13 protein-coding genes are annotated in these 20,060 nt (G+C 42.3%); 4 read left to right on the top strand and 9 right to left on the bottom strand.

The window, feature by feature from the left end; genetic code table 11:
• Nucleotides 1-254: 254 nt before the first annotated feature.
• Nucleotides 255-695 (bottom strand): RNA-binding S4 domain-containing protein, encoded by a 441-nt coding sequence (locus JMY09_RS02695; RefSeq protein ID WP_201622055.1) that lies wholly within the window; start codon nt 693-695, stop codon nt 255-257.
• A 228-nt stretch (nt 696-923) separates the two neighbouring features.
• Nucleotides 924-2,477, bottom strand: coding sequence for a threonine ammonia-lyase, biosynthetic (ilvA, locus tag JMY09_RS02690; protein ID WP_201622054.1), 1,554 nt, complete (start codon nt 2,475-2,477; stop codon nt 924-926).
• Between the two features lie 239 nt (nt 2,478-2,716).
• Here ilvA and rpiA point away from each other — a divergent pair, with 239 nt between their 5' ends.
• Complete coding sequence (rpiA, locus tag JMY09_RS02685) at nt 2,717-3,376, top strand: ribose-5-phosphate isomerase RpiA (protein ID WP_201622053.1); 660 nt, start codon at nt 2,717-2,719, stop codon at nt 3,374-3,376.
• A 230-nt stretch (nt 3,377-3,606) separates the two neighbouring features.
• Here rpiA and argF read toward each other — a convergent pair whose 3' ends face one another.
• The 3 genes from argF to dnaB form a co-directional block, all read right to left on the bottom strand.
• On the bottom strand, nt 3,607-4,530 hold the full coding sequence (gene argF, locus JMY09_RS02680; RefSeq protein ID WP_201622052.1) for an ornithine carbamoyltransferase: 924 nt from the start codon (nt 4,528-4,530) through the stop codon (nt 3,607-3,609).
• Between the two features lie 192 nt (nt 4,531-4,722).
• Nucleotides 4,723-5,844 carry an alanine racemase gene (gene alr / locus JMY09_RS02675; RefSeq protein WP_201622051.1) on the bottom strand — a complete coding sequence of 374 codons (1,122 nt, stop codon included), beginning with the start codon at nt 5,842-5,844 and terminating at the stop codon, nt 4,723-4,725.
• Between the two features lie 192 nt (nt 5,845-6,036).
• Nucleotides 6,037-7,437: a replicative DNA helicase gene (gene dnaB, locus JMY09_RS02670; RefSeq protein WP_201622050.1), complete on the bottom strand. Its 1,401-nt coding sequence runs from the start codon at nt 7,435-7,437 to the stop codon at nt 6,037-6,039.
• A 364-nt stretch (nt 7,438-7,801) separates the two neighbouring features.
• Here dnaB and pdxA point away from each other — a divergent pair, with 364 nt between their 5' ends.
• The 3 genes from pdxA (at nt 7,802) to JMY09_RS02655 (ending at nt 10,870) form a co-directional block, all read left to right on the top strand.
• Nucleotides 7,802-8,884 carry a 4-hydroxythreonine-4-phosphate dehydrogenase PdxA gene (pdxA, locus tag JMY09_RS02665; protein WP_201622049.1) on the top strand — a complete coding sequence of 361 codons (1,083 nt, stop codon included), beginning with the start codon at nt 7,802-7,804 and terminating at the stop codon, nt 8,882-8,884.
• 148 nt (nt 8,885-9,032) lie between these two features.
• A complete protein-coding gene (rsmA, locus tag JMY09_RS02660; RefSeq protein ID WP_201622048.1) occupies nt 9,033-9,917 on the top strand; it encodes a 16S rRNA (adenine(1518)-N(6)/adenine(1519)-N(6))-dimethyltransferase RsmA in 885 nt (294 codons plus the stop codon).
• Between the two features lie 116 nt (nt 9,918-10,033).
• Complete coding sequence (locus tag JMY09_RS02655) at nt 10,034-10,870, top strand: symmetrical bis(5'-nucleosyl)-tetraphosphatase (protein ID WP_201622047.1); 837 nt, start codon at nt 10,034-10,036, stop codon at nt 10,868-10,870.
• A 36-nt stretch (nt 10,871-10,906) separates the two neighbouring features.
• Here the strand turns inward: JMY09_RS02655 and JMY09_RS02650 are convergent, their stop codons facing one another.
• From JMY09_RS02650 to JMY09_RS02635, 4 genes are all read right to left on the bottom strand, one after another.
• Nucleotides 10,907-13,342 carry a site-specific recombinase gene (locus JMY09_RS02650; RefSeq protein WP_201622046.1) on the bottom strand — a complete coding sequence of 812 codons (2,436 nt, stop codon included), beginning with the start codon at nt 13,340-13,342 and terminating at the stop codon, nt 10,907-10,909.
• Between the two features lie 246 nt (nt 13,343-13,588).
• A complete protein-coding gene (locus tag JMY09_RS02645) occupies nt 13,589-15,373 on the bottom strand; it encodes an acyl-CoA dehydrogenase C-terminal domain-containing protein (protein WP_201622045.1) in 1,785 nt (594 codons plus the stop codon).
• 450 nt (nt 15,374-15,823) lie between these two features.
• On the bottom strand, nt 15,824-17,620 hold the full coding sequence (locus tag JMY09_RS02640; RefSeq protein WP_227677136.1) for an acyl-CoA dehydrogenase C-terminal domain-containing protein: 1,797 nt from the start codon (nt 17,618-17,620) through the stop codon (nt 15,824-15,826).
• 510 nt (nt 17,621-18,130) lie between these two features.
• The gene (locus JMY09_RS02635) at nt 18,131-19,915 is read right to left on the bottom strand and encodes a putative bifunctional diguanylate cyclase/phosphodiesterase (protein ID WP_201622043.1); all 1,785 of its coding nucleotides are present in this window, start codon (nt 19,913-19,915) and stop codon (nt 18,131-18,133) included.
• Between the last annotated feature and the right edge of the window lie 145 nt (nt 19,916-20,060).

Here is a 20,060-nt window from a genome sequence, read left to right as displayed (position 1 = left end):
TTAATACTAACAATGGCAAGGGTAGCTAGCAATCAATTGCGTCACTTATAGCGCTTGTTGAGAGTGCAAAGTTACCGCTTTAATAGTCAATAGTATTCAATGATGACTGCCCTGAACTACTCAGACCGTTAGTATTGTTAATTAAAAAAGCTATGGCTTAAAAAATGACGTCTACTAAAACAGGTGGTGCTAATAGATAACCTATTAAAAATCTAATGGATTAACTACACAAAGTGTCAATAACAGATATTAAGCTAGTCTTGATCATTTCTGAAGCGCTGCAAATCACGACGTTGCTTTTTGTTGGGCTTATTGTCAGGACGAGCAAGGTTAGCAAGCTTACGCTGTTCAGCATAATAGGCACGGCGCTCTTCACTCTCTTCGGTTTCTGAATATAACACTTGCGCCGCAGTTGCATTGCCACGTTGCAAGGTTAAGGCTTCGACGATTATCGTCTTTTCAGTCATAGCTGTCGCAGAGCCTTGACGAATCTGGAGCTCATCACCAACAGCAATCTCTTTACTGGTTTTGACTCGGCTGCCTGCATAATGTACACGCCCGCTTTCAATAGCTTCTTTAGCAAGGTTACGAGTACGATAAAAACGCGCTGCCCATAGCCACTTATCGATACGCATGCGTACTTCATTAGGTTGACTATGACTAGGCTGATCATGATTTTTATTATGTTTTTTCATCAAAACCTCATTGATATCAATAGACTATATTCATAATGGTGTTTTATTTAGCAATTAAAAGAGGGACCGCTTTTCAAAAATCCATTTTATTAAAAATAATGATGAATTATTACTAATCTAAGCTCTTAGCATTGATAACTCAAAAATAAGCCTAGCGAATTTATAAAAAATATATCCACTAGACTTATTAAAACTTCAGATATTTAGACAAATAGCTATTTTCAAAGACTATTTTAAGAATAGTTGATAGCCGATGTTATCGTTAAGCAAAGTGCAGTCATAGCCGATATCGAGAAGGGCGTCTTGTAGCTGGCGTGAGTTACTCTCTGAAGCTTGCAAGCCTACTAACACCCGACCTTCGGCAGCGCCATGATTGCGATAGTGGAATAAAGTAATATTAAAATCGTTGCCCAGCTTTTCTAAAAAGCTAAGCAAAGCACCCGGACGCTCAGGAAAAGAAATCTTTAATAGTTGCTCATTCTCTACATGAGCATGGCCACCAATCAGATGGCGAATATGAGATTTAGCGATATCATCATCGGTTAAGTCATGAGCGCTATAACCATCTTCCAAAAATTGCGCTCTGATAATTTGCTGCTCTTTTTCGCCTTCTTTTAAAGCGATGCCGACGAAGATTGCTGCAGGGTCCATTGAGTCTGGTGACTGTCTATTATCAGCACGGTAATTGAATTCAGTGATGTTACGACCATGTAGGCTACGGCAGAAATCTAAAAATGCCCCTGTTTTTTCGGGAATAGTGACCGCAAAGATAGCTTCTTTTTTCTCACCGATTTCAGTACGCTCAGCGATATAGCGCAAGCGATCGAAATTCATATTAGCGCCGCAGATAATGCCTACGCAGTTTTTATGTTGTAGGTCATGAGCTTTGATATATTTCTTCATGCCAGCAACAGATAATGCACCAGCTGGCTCGACGATACTGCGGTTTTCTTCAAATACATCTTTGATAGCCGCGCAGACTTCATCATTAGTACAAGTAATCACTTCAGGCTCTACTACTGGCCCTGAGTTATCGCTCTTTTGCATACGCACAACATCAAAAGGCAGTTCACCGATTTGAGCGACTGCTACTCCATCGACGAATAAGCCGACTTGTTCGAGTTTTACTCGGCTACCAGCTTCCAAAGCAGCTTTTAGACAAGCGGATTGCTCAGCTTCTACAGCAATAACCTTGACATGTGGCGCTACTTCGCCCAAAAAGGCGGCAATACCTGAGATAAGACCACCACCACCTACTGCTACGAAGACATAATCCATATTACGCCATTGTTGAGTCAGCTCAAGGCCAATAGTACCTTGTCCAGCGATCACTAGCTCGTCATCGTATGGTGGTACAAAGGTCAGTCCCTCTCTCTCAGCACGGTCAATGGCATAGCGATTAGCTTCATCAAAGCTGTCACCATATAAGTCGACATTACCGCCAAGTGCTCTAACGGCATCGACTTTGATATCGGGAGTAGTGGTTGGCATTACAATAATATTTTTTAAATTAAGCTTGCGAGCAGAGTAGGCGACGCCTTGAGCATGGTTGCCGGCTGAAGCACAAATAACGCCGCGCGCTTTTTGTTGTTCACTCAACTGACTGATACGGTTATAAGCACCCCGTAATTTGAAGGAAAAAACCGGCTGCAAGTCTTCACGCTTTAGGCGAATGTCATTGTTATAGCGCTGGGTCAGCTTAGGTGCAGCCTCAAGTGGGGTTTGGATGGCAACATCATAAACAGTGGCTTGTAAAATAGCTCGTACCCAATGTGACAGCATAGTGGTTCCTAATCTCAGTGATGAATTAACAGGCGATAAGTTAGTATAAAAAATAAATAGATTAGATTATGCTGATTCCTATCATGTTGCAAGGTTTGCGCACAAAATTATTTATCATAGCGGGTTCGTTAGAAGATTGAGCTGACATCAAGCGTAGCCATCGTTTACCGCTATCAGTTATAATAGCCAAGAATTCGCCAACAGCATTCATCCCCCTTCTATTCCGCCAAGGACTTATCATGAGTGATCAGCACGCACAAAAGCAAGCCGCTGCCAAAGCCGCACTACAATACATCGAAGAAGATATGATATTGGGTGTAGGGACAGGTAGTACGGTCAATTGTCTGATTGAATTATTACCTACAATCAGGCTGGCCGGTGCGGTTGCCAGCTCGCAAGTGACCGAAGACAAGCTGCGTGCGCTTGGTATTGATATTATTGACTTAAACTTTGCCGGTACTTTAGATGTCTATATCGATGGTGCCGATGAAGTTAATGCCAATTTGCAATTGATTAAAGGTGGAGGTGGCGCATTGACTCGTGAAAAAATAGTCGCCGCCGCCTCAAAAAAATTCATCTGTATGGTTGATGACAGTAAGAGCGTTGAGATACTAGGGCGCCAGTTCCCAGTCCCTATCGAAGTACTGCCACAAGCACGCTCTTATGTCGCTAGGCAGTTAGTGCAGATGGGTGCAGAACCGGTATATCGTGAAGACTTTGTTACCGATTATGGCAATGTGATATTGGATACTTATGACTTAGATGTCAGTGATCCAAGCGCACTTGAACAGCAACTAAACAATATCGTGGGAGTAGTCTGCAACGGTATCTTTGCGGCCAATCAAGCCGATGTTTTATTAAAAGCCAGTAGCAATGGGGTACAAGTCTTAACGCGTTAAAGCTGTGTATTTTATGGCTACAAGGCATTAAGTATTTTATAAAAATAAACGTCTTATATAAGATTTTCAAACCATAAAAAGGCAGACTATAGCAATAGTCTGCCTTTTTATTTATGGTACTGGATTTTTGGACTAGATTATTGTCTTGAAACATTATCTTGAAATATTGTCTTGGGACTTTTATAGGGTGCCAATACTAATCTATAGGCTGTCAGTATTAGTCGGTCACTTTATACCGACAACTTAATCTTATCTTTTAATAAAAATTCCATCAAAGCTTTTTGGGCGTGTAGACGGTTTTCAGCCTCATCCCAAACTACTGAGCGTGGGTCATCGAGCATATCATGAGAAATCTCTTCGCCACGATGGGCTGGCAAGCAATGCATAAACAACACCTCAGGATCGGCTTTGTCTAATAATGACGGGGTAACTTGGTAAGGGGCAAATCTACGGGCGCGAGTATTCTGTTCTGACTCTTGACCCATACTAGCCCAGACATCCGTCACAATTAAATTGGAATCTTTTGCCGCATCTTGTACGTTCTCGACTAAGCTGACGCAATGTGAAAAGCGTTTCATAAGCACAGCATCAGGTTCAAAACCATAAGGCGCTGCTATTCTTAGCTCAAAACCGAATTGATTGGCAGCTTGCATAAATGAGGCGCACATATTATTGCCATCACCAACCCAAGTGACGATTTTGTTCTCAATACTACCGCGATGCTCATAATAAGTCTGCATGTCAGCCAGCAACTGGCAAGGATGAAACTCATCGGTCAAAGCATTGATAATGGGCACACTTGAGTATTTAGCAAAGGTTTCAACTTTTTGATGGCCAAAGGTACGAATCATAATAATATCGACCATACTAGAGATGACTCGAGCTGAGTCCTCAAGCGGCTCACCACGGCCCAACTGAGTATCATTGGGTGATAAAAATATCGCACTACCGCCGAATTGACCCATACCAGTCTCAAATGAGATACGAGTACGAGTAGAGGATTTCTCAAAGATCATCCCTAGAGTACGACCAACGAAAGGTTGATAAATCTCACCAGCATGCTGCATTTTTCGCAGTTCGCTGGCACGTATGATTAGATTTTCTAGTTCTTGTTTACTCAAATCAGATAAGGTCAAAAAATGGCGCAAGCTCATAGCAATCCTAGCAGTCGAACACGGTCAGTGAAATAAAAGGTTATCAGTAGTCAATAATTACGGCAGCTGTCAGCCTGTAACCTAAGCATTTTGCAGGTAAGTGGCCATAGAATATATAGCCGGACTATAACGATAACAAACTTTTAGTATAGCGGAATTACTTTTAATGTAAACGCCCAATTTACATCCAATTTATAAGCTTGAACAGACTTGTCGTTCCGGACGTAAACTAAGCCTACATAGTAGCTCGTAGCCAATCGTGCCAGCGTATGCTGCTACTTCATCGACGTGGGGAGCGTCACCCCAAAGTACCACTCGACTGTCCAAAGCGATGTTTTCAGGAAGAGCACTGATATCGATAGTGATCATATCCATAGCTACTCGCCCTCGTATAGCACAGCGATAGCTTTTGCCGCTGCTGGCATCTATTACGCAGACCTCAGCACAGTCAGCCACTACGCGCGGATAGCCGTCGCCATAGCCAATGCTGACTAGCGCCGTCTTAGTATCCTGCTCGGCGAGCCAGTGGCTACCATAGCCAATAGCGGTGCCAGCTTTGACAATTTGCATCGCCATAATTCTTGCGCTAAAATCCATAGCTGGTTGCAAGCTAAGCTCATCAGCGCATTTATCAATTACAGGTGAGCTACCATATAACATGATGCCCGGGCGTACCCAATCATAGTGATACTCAGGGAAGTTTATTATCCCAGCTGAGTTACATAATGAGGCTTTGATATCAGCGCTTACGGTCTGCTTTAACCCTGCTAATACTGCTGAAAAACACTGTATTTGCTTAGCATTTAATGGATGCTCGTTGTTGTCAGCATTGGCGAAGTGAGTAGTCAAAATGAGCTGGTAACCTGCACTGTGCAACTGTTTTGCGATCTCAACGATTGTATCGTCAGCGAAGCCTAAACGGTTCATCCCAGTATTGTATTTCAACCATACTGTGCGCGTAGGACTATCGGCATCAGGCACATTCTCTAGTGCCCATTGAAGCTGAGGCAAATGATGTATCACGCAACTAAAGTCATTATCAATAGCCTGCTGCCATTCATCAGCGCTAAACACTCCTTCGATTAAGCCTATAGTCTTTTGCCACCCTAACTCTCTAGCCTCTAATGCTTCAGTAAAGCTAGCAACGCCGATACCGTCTGCCTGCTGTAATGCAGGCAGTGCCACCGCAATACCATGACCATAAGCATTAGCTTTTACCATCGCTAACACTTTAGATTTTGGCGCTAGTTTCCTCACTTGCCTTAGGTTGTGGGTTAGGGCATCAGGCTTGATCGTTACGGTAGCAGTACGCATAGTAGACTTCTTGTATTGCAGTATTTTAACCTAGCGGGTAGTCAAAGCTGTTCTCGTTGACAGCGATTTACTTTCGATAGCAACTGCTGGTGGTAGATGGAGTTTATAAATGGAGTGTCGCTAAAGCTAACTCTATCATCATGGCTGTTTGTTTTGACCATAAATTATGATCAAAACTATTTCTTTTAATGATTATTCATCGTCAAAAGTAACCCCTTGATAGTACTCGGGAGTAAGGTTGGTAAAGCGTGTGTATTGACCTTCAAAGGCCAAGCGTAGAGTACCGATAGGACCATTACGTTGTTTACCGATAATGACTTCAGCGACACCTTTATGATCTGTATTTTCGTTATAGACTTCATCGCGATAAATAAACATAATCAAATCGGCATCCTGCTCAATAGCACCAGACTCACGCAAATCTGACATGATTGGGCGTTTGTTTGGACGGTTTTCGAGGCTACGGTTGAGCTGCGATAAGGCAATAACCGGACATTCAAGCTCACGTGCTAAGGCTTTAAGACTCCGTGAGATTTCCGAGATTTCTCCTACACGGTTACCGTCTAGATTAGGGACTTTCATTAATTGTAAATAATCGACAATGATGGCGCCTAACTTGCCATCATGGTTTTTGGCGATACGGCGACAGCGTGAGCGTAGTTCCGAAGGAGGGAGCGCTGTACTGTCATCGATGTATAAGTGTTTGGATTGTAGATGTTGAATAGCGTTCATCATCTTTGCCCATTCGTCCTCGTTCATCTGTCCTGAGCGCAAATGAGTCTGATTGATCGCACCCCACGAGGACAGTAAACGCATGACGATAGACTCGGCAGGCATCTCCATCGAGAACACTACTACGGGTAGATTCTCGTTAAATAACACCCCTTCGGCTAAGTTCATTGCAAAAGTAGTCTTACCCATAGATGGGCGGGCGGCAACAATCACTAAGTCACCAGCCTGCAAGCCTTGAGTCTTATTATTAAGCTCAGTAAAAGGAGTCTGTAAGCCAATCATGCCATCAGGATTGGACTTAAGCTCTTGAATCTTGTCAATAACGTTGGTCAATACGGCGGTTATACCGACTGGTCCGCGCTGTTCTGCGCGTTTATTATGTTGCTCGTTAATACTAAAGATAGTGGCTTCAACGCTATCTAAGATATCACTAACCGATTGATCTTTTGGATTGTACGCTAGGCTAAGCATCTCGTTACCAGTGGTTATCAGCTGGCGCAAAGTGGACAGCTCACGAACTCGCTGGGCATAGGCGGTCAAGTTAAATAGGGTCGCTGGGCTTTGACTCAATATATCGGCCAAATAGCTATCGCCACCGGCACTTTTGAGTAGCTTTTGAGCTTCTAACCAGTCATGCACCATCACTGTGTCATAAGGCTCGTTTACCGCGGCTAAGTGAGCAATTGCCGCAAAAATATGCTGATGGCGGCCAGCATAGAAGTCGTCTTTGGTGACGATATCTGCAATCTTGTCATAAGCCTCTTCAATGCTCATCAGTGAGGCTAACAACGCCTTTTCGATATCAATATTGTGTGGCGGTTGTTGATTGAGTAAGTCGTCGGTTTTATCAGTGTCTGCCATGAGTGCCCAGTTGTTAGAGTCAGTTTTAGACTCGGTTTTTAAATTCAGTTTTTATAGTTGGTTTTTAGAGTCGTTCGCAACATTATTAGCGCTGAAGTACGGCTAGAACTATAGAGAATAAGCAGTACGTCACTCTAAAAAACCAATAATAGCTGTACCAAAACAGCGCTTAGTATGCTGTTAATAGATGATACAATCAAAAGCGAAAGCTTAACACATTATGCCATTTTAAAGCCTGCTGTTAGTAAGTTTATATAGGTCAGCGATTCGCTATTCAAGGCAAAACTCTAAAGCCTATCATGATATAGAAGAATAAAAACCAGTTAAAAAAATACTATACATAGCAAAAATAAGGATTATTTTTATGAGAAAATTGCCGTTACTGATTACCACTGGCGAGCCTGCCGGTATTGGTATGGATGTAGTACTGTTATTAGCAGAAGAGGGTAAGCTGCAAGATTTTGATCGACCTATTTGGGTAACAGCCGAAGCGGAAGCTATGCAAGCCCGTGCTGACAAGTTGCTAGCTGCTGGGGTACTAAGCCGTTGTCCGTCTTGGCAGACAGTAGCGGCAGAAGGTAACACTAAATTAGATACTCAGGAACTGATAGCGCAGATAGCGCAGCAGCCGACTACTGATAAGGCATTCATCTTACTCGACATCGCTTGCGGTGCCCCAGTTGTTGCGGGTCAAATTGATATTAATAATGCGATTATGGTCGCACGGCAGTTAGAGATAGCGCATCAGCTGGCTATCAACAATACGGTAGCGGCTATCGTTACAGGGCCGTTGCAAAAATCAGCCTTGATCGATGCTGGTATCAAGCTATTAGACGGTACGATGTTTAGCGGTCACACTGAGTTTTTTATGCAGCAAAGTGGCTGTGATAAAGTCGTTATGATGCTAGCCAATCAATCGATGAAAGTCGCTTTAGTGACTACCCATTTAGCGCTCAAAGATGTACCGGCTGCTATTACTAGTCAAAATGTCAGGCAAACCGTACAAATCGTCCTCGATGATATGCGCACAAAATTTGGTTTGGCAGCGCCACGTATTTTAGTCTGTGGCCTTAATCCGCATGCTGGCGAGGGTGGGCATCTGGGTATGGAAGAGATTGAAATTATCAATCCGGTATTGCAAGAGTTTATAGCTGCTGGGGTTAATATCTCACAGGCGATGCCGGCAGATACTTTATTTACGCCTAGACATCTAGCTGAGTGTGATGCTGTTATTGCCATGTTCCATGATCAGGGACTGCCTGTACTTAAGTCGCACGGCTTTGGTGATACCGTCAATTTGACTTTAGGTCTGCCTTATATTCGTACTTCGGTCGATCATGGTACTGCGCTTGATTTGGCTGGTGGTGTCGGTGCTAGTTCTACTAGTCTTTATCAAGCGCTGGTGATGGCTGATGAGATGGCAAACAAAGCCTTAGCGCTGCATTAATAGTTATTTTTTGATATATATAAATCAATAGTTTCGCTACAATGCATGCAGCTTTCGAGCTGTGTTATAATTTGACACCGATAACTGCTAAGCTTTTGAAGGCAAGTTAGTGCAAAAACCATTTTATTATATTAAGTAAGAAACCTTTATGTCTAAACCTTCGTTTGATGCCAAAACCCTTGCCAATAGTCTACGTGCTGCTAAACACCAACCTCGCAAGCGCTTTGGGCAGAATTTCTTGCATGATGCTAGTGTTATTCGTCAAATCGTCGATAGCATACGTCTTGAGCGTGATGATAATTTAATCGAAATCGGTCCCGGTATGGGAGCGTTGACTGAGCCCTTATTAGCTGAAGTCGATGCGATGACTGTAGTTGAGCTGGATCGTGATTTAGCCGATAGCTTGCGCATACGTATTGGTGCCAATAGCCACCCTAACTTTGAGATCATCAAAGCTAATGCTATGCATGTAGATTATCGTGAGTTATATAGCAGTGAGCGTGGCAAGCTAAGAGTAGTAGGAAACTTACCTTATAATATCTCTACGCCCATACTGTTCCATTTACTTAGCTATGCTGATGTTATTGAAGATATGCATTTTATGCTTCAAAAAGAAGTCGTTGAGCGTATCACTGCTGACGTCGGTAGTAAGACTTATGGACGCTTGTCCGTGATTATGCAGTATTATTGTGATACTGATTATCTGTTAACCGTTCCGCGTGGGGCTTTTAATCCACCGCCTAAAGTCACTAGTGCTGTTTTTCGCCTGACCCCACACGTCGATAAGCCGATAGTAGCTGCTGATGAAGATTATTTTGCCATAGTAGTGCGTGAGACCTTTAACCATCGTCGCAAAACGCTACGGGCTATCTTCAAAAAATCAACACTATTACCAACCCTTAGCGAGCAAGACTTCGCTGCTTGTAGTATTGATCCCCAAGCTCGTCCAGAGACACTTAGTGTCAGAGACTTTGTGGCCTTGACCAATCAAGCGAAGCAAGTGGAGCTACAGTCACCGCTGACTGAAGACTAAGATTGAAGCTCTGGCAAAGGTCAGTTGCTTATAAGAGTAAGTTGGTTGACTGCATTACTCTAATTTAGATTTAATTTTATAATCATTATTTATTCACTTTCAGATTTTGAGGCACTATGAGTTTTCGCCACCAATATGTCATCGGCGACCTACAAGGTTGTTATGGCGCCTATCAACAGCTACTTAGCGTTTTAGATTTCGATCCCAAGCAAGACAAATTATGGTTTACCGGTGACTTAGTAGCGCGCGGTGAGGATTCACTCGCAACTCTACGTGATGTAAAAGCATTGTGCGAAACTGGTGCAGCGGCTACGGTACTAGGTAATCATGACCTTAATCTGTTAGCAGTATGGCTAGGCGCTACTAAGATGAAAAAAAAGGATAAGACAGCGCCTATCTTTGCTGCAGATGATAAAAATGAATTGCTAAATTGGTTGCGCCATCAGCCGCTGTTGGCTTATCCAGATGGCCACACGGTATTAGTACATGCTGGTATTCCACCGCATTGGACTATTGGGCAAGCAGCAGACTATGCCCGGCAGCTAGAGGGACAGTTGCAAGGCAGCCTCAAGCAGCTTGGGCGGCTTTTACCGCATCTATATAGTAAGAGTGCGGATGAGTGGCATGCTGGAATAAATGGTTTTACTAAGATGCGTGCTATCGCTAATTACCTAACACGTATGCGTTTGTGTCAGCAGGATGGGGGATTGGAGTTTACTTTTACCTCCGGTCTTGATGAGGTTATTCCAACAGGTTATTTACCTTGGTTTGACTGGCAAGTCCCACGTGAGCGCAAAATACTTTTTGGCCATTGGGCCGCCCTTAAAGGCACTATTGATTTACCTCATGCACGAGCACTAGATGGTGGTTGTGTTTGGGGTAATTACTTATTAGCCTATCGCCTAGGTGATGGCAAAGTAATTACCTCAAGCGCTCACTGTCCGAAGCCTTAAGCGCTTAGTAGTCAATGGTTATAGTATTTAAGCCAATCAATCAGGTAGTTTAGGGGGCTTACTCGGTTTAGGTAAAGGGGTTTTTGCATCACCGCTAGCTTTATGATCAGCAGCTACTGGCTGTCCAGTATCGGCATTCGCCCCCAAGGTTTTAGTGATCTGATCGTACTGTATGTCATCAATATAAGGAACGCTATTTAGTTCCTCATCTATTAGACCATCGTCCAAATCTATAATCTTCTTAGGGGATGCCATAGCTTTTATAGTCTGCGTGCTATCGCTTGGCTGCTGGTCATAATTAATGTTAGTGTTAGATTGTATTCCTTGAGCCACTACTTTGACAATATCTGGCGATATCTTTACGTCAGATAGGCGTCTAACCACATAGTTATTAGGAATAGGTTTGTTACCTTGCTGTGCAGAGCTATCTTCAAAGATCATACGACCTTGACTGTCAATCTGAGCATACTTCATAGGCTTATCACGCGGCCAAAAAAAGTCTGAAGGATGGCTAAAGATATGACTGACGACCAGTTGGGTCAAGCGTCCCCATTCAAAGAAACGCACTTCTTTAGATCTTAGAGCCACGAACAGTGCCAGCGAAAAGCTAACCATCAAGTTAACCATGCCAATCAAAGCTACTCCTAAAATAGACATTAAAATCAATGGCCAGCTCATTTGAGACGATGAGATATTGAATAGTCCATGGGCCAAATTCGCTGAAGCAAAGGCAATATGGCGTATATCAATCGGTAAGCCGAGGATATAGCCAACAGTAGCTGTACTTCCTAAGAACACCCCAAAGATAAAGTTACCCATGATAGCGCCTAGGTTGGCCTCCACAAAACCACTCAAGCGCTCTAGCCAAGACCGCGGTAACAGATACCTTAGTAACCAGTGACGACGAATACGTGGGCCAATTTGATTATAAACAGCTAGGTTATCGTAGTATCCAGCAATAAGTCCCGATAAGAATAAATAGACCCCAGCGATGGCCGCATGCGGTAGGGCAAGCGAATGAAAAGGGTCGAGGTCATGCAGTAAGTGTGCCGCCTTGTTAGTATTAATCATTGGCGCACCAGTATATTGCAACCAGGCATAGGATATTATTAATGCTACCGGAACCGCTAGCATGACGTTACCCATAATGGCGATAAACTGAGTACGTAGGATATCCACTACTAACTCTGACAATTTAGTCAACTGATGTGATTTTTTGCCAGAGCTGTCTGAGATGGTAGAAGCAATAGCTGCCGCCGTCATCGCCGGCTGCTTAGTAGCCACTGTGCCATGAACCACATAAATAAAGACAAAGCCTAAGCCATAAATCATACTATTAATAAAGGCTCGTCCTATAGGGGCAAGAGCCAGATGATAAGCCAGTATCTTTAGGGTCGCCATAAAAGCGATAATAAGGCCACCGATAGATGCCTTTTGAAACATTTTTCGATAGCCAGCTTTATCGGTACTAATATAGTTCGCCCCAACGCGACTAGCATTTTCCGTCACTTTACGCGAGAGCAGCTTAGTACTGTTATCAATCAGATAGCCTATACTATAGCGACGATTAGCCGTTTCAATTAGGGTCTGAATCATCTCAATAATAGCGTGATCACGCTTTTGAGAGTGATCAGCAACCAGCTCGGTTAGGATGCGTACGCGCTGTAGACTTTGATCCAAGCGCAACATCATATTAGTCAAATGGATAGAGATACCGGTCTTATAGATACGTTTGCGTATGGTAGAGACGATATCTTCACACTGCTCCAACATCACTAATAAAGGAGCTGGGCTAACCGCTTGTTCAGGAGTAATATCCGTTAAAGTGTCCAGCTCATGCGCTTCTCGATATTGATTAACGAACAAGACGGCTTCTTGATTTTGGGCGACAAAAGCGGCTGAATAGTTCAGTATTTCAGGATAAGCTTCCATCAAATCAGGGTGGAGACCAATACCACTAATTCGATAGGATAAAATAACTATAGCGTTAAGAATACTGTTTTTAACAGAAGCGACTAAGTTGAGTTGATCGTCTTGTATTTTTAATAAACTGACTAACTCGTCCCATTTTTGTTTTTCGACGTTTGCCAGCCAGCGTTCATCTTGAGGCTTATCAAACAGATAGCCGACCAGTTCTACCACAGAATCATCTTGTGGTAATAACGGCAAAAATCGATGACCAATCAGGCGGCGTAGACTACTAAAAAACCCCTGATCCGACATAATACCGGTATCAGTATAAAGAGCGATTTGGCGGTATTGGATAATTAGCTTCAATACAAAGCTGGCAATACCATTACCATATTCAGGATGTTTATGTAAAATATCAATAAGCGCCTGTAGCTTTTCATTGGCCAAATCAGGCTCTTTGTCTCCTGCTCTTAGGTGATCAATTAAGCGTTTAAGAATGGCCGCATCGGGTACTTCGCTCAAAGCAGTAATCTGCTGTAAAATGCGTTTTAACTCTGACACATTAGACCCTTTATTGTAGTTACCTTACGGTAGGTATATGGCTTTTTAGGGATGTTATTCAGTACGACTATCGGCTTCATTCTAATCTGAATATCACAGTGATAGTTAATTATTTTGTTAGTAGTTGTTTTAGTACGCTTTATTCTATAAACCGTAGTTTTAGCGGCAAAAAAAGGACAGTAATTATACTGTCCTCATCGTCATGTACTTATAAAATACCTACTATGCTAAACGGCTAAGCCTCGATTAACTAGCAGCCACATTGAAGTATTCAAGATCAAAATTCATCATCGGATCACTACCAGCTTTGACCATCTGTGCATGGGCATCAATGCGCGGTAAGATACGACCAACGAAGTAATCGGCCAGCTTGGCTTTATCGCTATAGAACTTACCTTGTTTGCCATCAGCAGCTTCTACCATCATCGCAAACATATACGAGTAGCATAAGTAGCCAACCGCATGCATGTAGTCAACAGCACAGCCATTGATTTCATTTTTGCGAGTGCCAATATTAGTGAGCACGGTGCTAGTAAGTTCTTCAACAGTGTCTGCTGCCGCTAAAGTCGCTTGTTTGATACCATGATCTGCGATCATTGCTGCCACATAATCGCGAATCTCAGCTAAGAAATTGGCAATATATTTGCCCTCATTGCGAGCCACTTTACGACCTAATAGATCCAGTGCCTGAATACCATTAGCGCCCTCATAGATTTGAGCAATACGAGTATCACGGACGATTTGCTCCATACCCCATTCGCGTACATAACCATGGCCACCAAACACTTGCTGGCAGTCAACAGTCGCCTCTAACGCCTTATCAGTTAAGAATGCTTTAGCAATAGGAGTCAATAAAGCCACCCGAGCCGCTGCAGTTTTAGCGACTTCTGGATCGCTACTGAACTTTTCGATATCAAGCTGTTGAGCCACGTACATAGCAAAGCAACGTGAAGCTTCCGAATTGGCTTTAGCATTCAATAGCATACGGCGAACATCGGCATGGTGAATGATGGCATCAGCAGGCTTTTCAGGGCTTTGTAATTGCGTATCGCTACGACCTTGAGCACGATCAAGCGCATACAATGCCGCATTTTGATAGGCAAGCTCAGTACCGCCTAGTCCTTGCAGACCCATAGTAACGCGCTCATAGTTCATCATAATGAACATAGAAGATAAGCCGGTATTCTCAGCGCCGATCATCCAACCCTTAGCGCCATCAAAGTTCATTACACAAGTGGCAGAAGCCTTGATGCCCATCTTGTGTTCGATAGAACCTACCGCTAGGGTGTTGCGTGCGCCTAAGCTACCATCTTCGTTAACTAAGAATTTAGGCACTACAAATAGCGAAATACCTTTTGAGCCAGCGGGCGCATTAGGGGTCTTGGCCAATACTAGATGAATGATATTATCGGTAAGATCATGTTCACCACCTGTGATAAATATCTTAGTACCAGAGATGTTAAAGCTGCCATCGTCATTAGGCTCGGCCTTGGTTTTGATAATGCCTAAGTCAGTACCAGCATGGGGCTCAGTTAAGCACATAGTCCCTGACCATTCACCAGCGTACATTTTCTCTAAATAGATTTTCTTGATCTCATCTGAGGCGGCAGCATTCATACACATAGTTGCGCCAACGGTCAGGTTAGGGTAAAGCGCAAAGGATTGGTTACTAGTAAACATCATCTCTTCAGTCAGCATAGTAACCATTTTTGGGAAACCTTGACCACCGTATTCAGGGTTGCCTCCTAAGCCTACCCAACCAGACTCAGCATATTGCTTATACGCTTCTTTAAAGCCTTGAGGAGTAGTGACTACGCCATCACCTTGAAAAGTTGCGCCTTCTTCGTCACCGCTACGATTGATAGGCAGTAAAACATTCTTAGATAGTTTGGCCATTTCTTCCAAAATCATATCGACGGTTTCCATGTCGACATGAGAAAGTTTATCGTTATTTTGCCAAAGTTCATGGGCTTTGAAAACGTCCGTTAAAATAAAACGCATGTCATTAAGGGGTGCATTATAAACAGACATAAAAAATCCTTTTGTTTACTATAAATAAAATGAGGGCGCTTACGGTCAATGCTTAGATAATAGGGCTTTATAAAAGCAATGAACCGTCATTAACTGAGTATCAACACAGAGCGCAAACTATAAATAAAGTTTAGCAAATTAGCGTATAAACGTGTGTATCTCTTCGTGAATTACGAGTGTACTAAAAGTTACCGATTGACCTTGTATTAACTAAAAATAGCTTAAGACCCTGTACTGCTAATAAAGAGTCTTTAATTCTAGGCCAAGGTTGATAAGGTTAGTAGCAGCTAATACAACGGGTAGCACTGGCTAAAAAAATCGGCAACATACCTAAGTATATTGCCGATGACTGTATTGCCAATGACTGCATTGCTGATGGCTGTATTGACAGTAAGCAAGTATTTAATAGCTTTTATTAAGCTAAAAGCTATTAGTAGCTTGCATGATCAATTAAAAACTAAATTGTTCAACATCCATGCTCATGTAGGGTGCAACGCCAGTAGCGATACGCTCAGCATAAGTAGTGGTACGTGGTAACAGTTTAGCGAAGTAGAACTGTGCAGTCTTCATCTTGGCATCATAAAAGGCATGCTCACTGTTGCCATTAGCAATTTGAGTCTGAGCAACCAATGCCATTCGCGCCCACAAGTAGGCTAAAGTCACGTAGCCACTAAAATACATATAGTCGACAGCAGCGCCACCTACCGCCTCAGGGTTCTCTTCAGCTTGCTTAGCAATATCCGTGGTCAATTCGCCCCATTGCTTAATATGTTTGATAAGCGGTGCAGTAAACTGATTCATAGCGCCGTTGTTCTCATTGTCATCACAGAACTGCTGAATAACTTTAGTAAAGTTAGCCAATAGCTTGCCTTGTGATCCTAGTACTTTACGACCGATCAAATCGAGTGATTGAATCTGGGTGGTACCCTCGTAGATGCAAGCAATAGTAGTATCACGAACGTTTTGCTCAAGACCATATTCTACACAGAAGCCACTACCACCTAAGGCTTGCACGCCGTGGTGAGCAGACTCAAGACCAGTTTCAGTCAAGAAAGCCTTACCGATAGGGGTGAGTAATGACAGCATCTGATTGGCATATTCAAGAGCTTCGCCTTCGCCTTTAGCTACAGTGTCTGCAAACTGAGACATATAGCAGATCAAAGCGCGACCGCCTTCTGCAAAAGCTTTAGTCGTCAATAGCATGTCACGAACGGCAGGATGGACAATAATAGGATCGGCAGGTTTTGCAGGGAATTTAGCGCCGTCTAAAGAACGAAAGGCCAGACGCTCTTTGGCAAAAGATAAAGCACCTTGGAAAGCATATTGAGAGGCAGTGACCCCTTGAATAGCCGTGCCAATCCGAGCCACATTCATAAAGGTAAACATGCAGTTTAGACCACGGTTTTCTTCACCAATTAGATAACCCTTGGCACTGTCATAGTTGATGACACAAGTGGCTGATGCTTTGATACCCATTTTGTGCTCAATTGAGCCACAAGAGACTGCGTTACGCTCACCTAAGCTGCCATCATCATTGACCATGAACTTCGGTACCACAAATAATGATAACCCTTTAGTACCTGCTGGTGCACCTGGTAGACGCGCCAAAACGATATGAATAATATTCTCAGACATATCATGCTCGCCTGCAGAAATCCAAATCTTACCGCCAGTAATATTGTAGCTACCATCATCATTAGGCTCAGCTTTACTGCGCACTAAATTCAGATCAGAACCACATTGTGGCTCGGTCAGACACATGACACCTGTCCATTCACCGGCCACTAATTTAGGTAAGTATTTTTGTTTTTGTTCATCTGTACCATGATGCTCAAGAGTAGAAACACAACCCTCTGATAAGCCAGGATACATGCCGAACGACCAGTTGGCAGTACCAACGAATTCGGAGATAGCTGAGTTAAGAGAGGCTGGCATGGCTTGACCACCGAACTCTTCTTCAGCGGTTAAAGAGGTGAATCCCAAATCACAATACTGCTTATAAGCTTCTTTAAAGCCTTTAGGAGTAGTAACTTCACCATTATTAAAATGACAGCCCTCAGCATCACCACTTTGATTCAACGGTGACAGCTCATTCTCAGCAAAGCTGGCGGCCGTTTCGAGGTAGCTGTCTACAATGTCGGCTTCAATATGAGAAAAGGCGGCGATTGATTGATAGTGAGCAGTAGTATTTAGAAGTTCATGCATGACAAATTTCATGTCGCGTAGGGGAGCTTTATATTGCATAATTTCCTGTCCTTTATTAGGGATTTGTCTGCTTATAATTCGAGGGTTGTAACTGCTATTCAAGAGATTATTAATAAAAAGTAATAACTCTAAGGCTAAGGGTTATCAGTAGTCAAAAACGATCGTAGCAATAATTATAAAAATTAATCAGCGCTAATAAGACTAGTAAAATGAATAAAGATAACGATTGGGAGTGATAACTCAGGCCTATGGCTTTGATCTATTAAAATTCAGTCTGTTCATTAACTTATGGCAATAGATGATAATGAATTCATTACAAAAGATAGGCGTTCGCAGAGAATTATACAAGTTGGTAGGTAAAACTGATAAGTCATCAACCCAACTTGCATCCTATTTTGCAAGTTTGATGAAACCTTAAAGGTGAATAAAAGACGATTGATATGATAAAAATTGAGTATCGCTGTTAGTAAGTCAGATCACAGCAAAAAGTGAGCATATATCTACTAATATGGCCGAAAGTAACGAGGGTATTGATCTTATAGGTATTCAATATTAACGAAAATTAATCTGCTCGGTTAACATTCTAGTAGCGGATGAGTAAGGTATGGGACGACTAAACCAATACCCTTGGCCATAGAGGCAGCCCATGGTTAATAGTAAATCCCGCTGTTCCTCAGTTTCTATACCTTCTGCAATAACTACCATATCTAGTGCTAGGGCTAAGTCTAAAATGGCTTTAATAATAGCTTGCTGAGTCTTGCTATTAACCATTTTTATAATAAAGCTTTTGTCTATTTTTATAATATCAAAAGGATACTCTTGTAGGTAGCTCAAAGAAGAATAACCTGTGCCAAAATCATCAAGTGCTAGACCCACCCCCAGACTTTTAAGTTGCTCAAGCTGCTTTTTGACATTAGCATGACGCAGCATTAATGAAGACTCTGTAATCTCAATATGCAGTTGGGTAGGATTAATTAATTTTTTACTAAACAAATCCCTAAGAAAGCCATAAAAATCGGTATGACTAAACTCCGTGGCATTAGCATTAATGCAGATATTTTGGTTAAAACCTAAATCTTTCCAAGCTTGCAAATGCTTAGTAATTTGTAGAGCCATTTGACAGAACAGCTCAAATGAGAGTTTGTACTTGATAATAGCATCAATAAAGTGAGAGGGTTTTAGTAGTCCACGAGTAGGATGTTGCCAGCGCACTAAGGCCTCAAAGCCGATAATTTCACCAGTACTTAAATTCACTTTAGGCTGGTAAAAAGGTACAAACTGACACTTCTCTATAGCCATGCGCAGCTCTGCTTCGAGCTGTAAGCTATCAGAGCTAAACCTATCCAAATCGGTGTGATACCAGCAGATATCGTCAGCTTTACTTTCCCTGACATACTGTAGCGCTGTTTCAGCTTTAGTCAGTAGCCCTATCAGGTGATTGTCATTCTTAGGATAATGACTAATACCTATGGACAGCTGTAAATAAATATTGATTTTTTTAAAGGAGCTACTATCTACTAAGCCGTTAAAGTCTACTATCTCATCTCTAGGATAGGCATTTATCAGCTGATCTTTTGAACAACAGTCTATTATGAAGGGTTGTTGTCCAACTTGCATTAATCTACCCAGTTGATGACTTACTTGGCTCTTGTGACAGCTGTCAAATAATAAGGCAAAATCATCAGAACCAAAATGGGCAAAACATTTTAGATGTTTTAGTTTTAGGTCATTAACTCGCTGGACAAATTCTATTATTAAATTATTGCCCTGAGTTAGTCCTATACTGGCAGCAAGGGTGCGATAACGATTGATATTGAAGCGCACAATAAATACCTCACCACTGTTGTCTAACAATAGATGATTGGCTTGACTCAGAAATACTTCGCGCTTAGGTAACACTGTCAGTGGATCGAAGTTTAGTAAATGAGTGAGTTTTTCTTTGTCTTTAACTATCGCTGAGATGTCACGAAACATCCCTATAAAATACACTTGATCATCAATAGTCATTTGACGATAAGTAACAGAGCAATCGAGTGTCTGACCATAACGACTGGCTATTGAAACATTATTTGAATAAACGCCAGTACTGCGTAACTGATCAATCATGTCGTTTAAGGTAGTGCTATCTTTTGGCGATAAAAATTCAGTAGCGTAAACCCCAAGCGGTCGATTTAACAAAAACTCTGAGTTATAGCCAATCATCACCTCAAACGCACGATTGACTGATAAATAATGAAGGTTGGCGTCTAATATAGAGATAGCATTATCGTGTTCTTCGCAAAATTGAGCTAGTAACTGCTGCTTGATTGAATCGGTGATAGGGGATGGTGTACTCATAATCTTTGCTCATGAAATGACAGAGTTATTCTAAATATAGTTATTGAAAATATACTTGTAGTATAGTAAATATAGACAAAAGTTCAATACATAGATACAAAAACCTGACAGGCCATAAGCAGGGCGAAACAGTTGTTATAGGCTG

The sequence above is a fragment of the Psychrobacter urativorans genome (assembly GCF_904846695.1).
In the GTDB taxonomy this organism is placed as follows: domain Bacteria; phylum Pseudomonadota; class Gammaproteobacteria; order Pseudomonadales; family Moraxellaceae; genus Psychrobacter; species Psychrobacter urativorans.
This window is presented reverse-complemented; position numbering and strand designations above follow the sequence as displayed.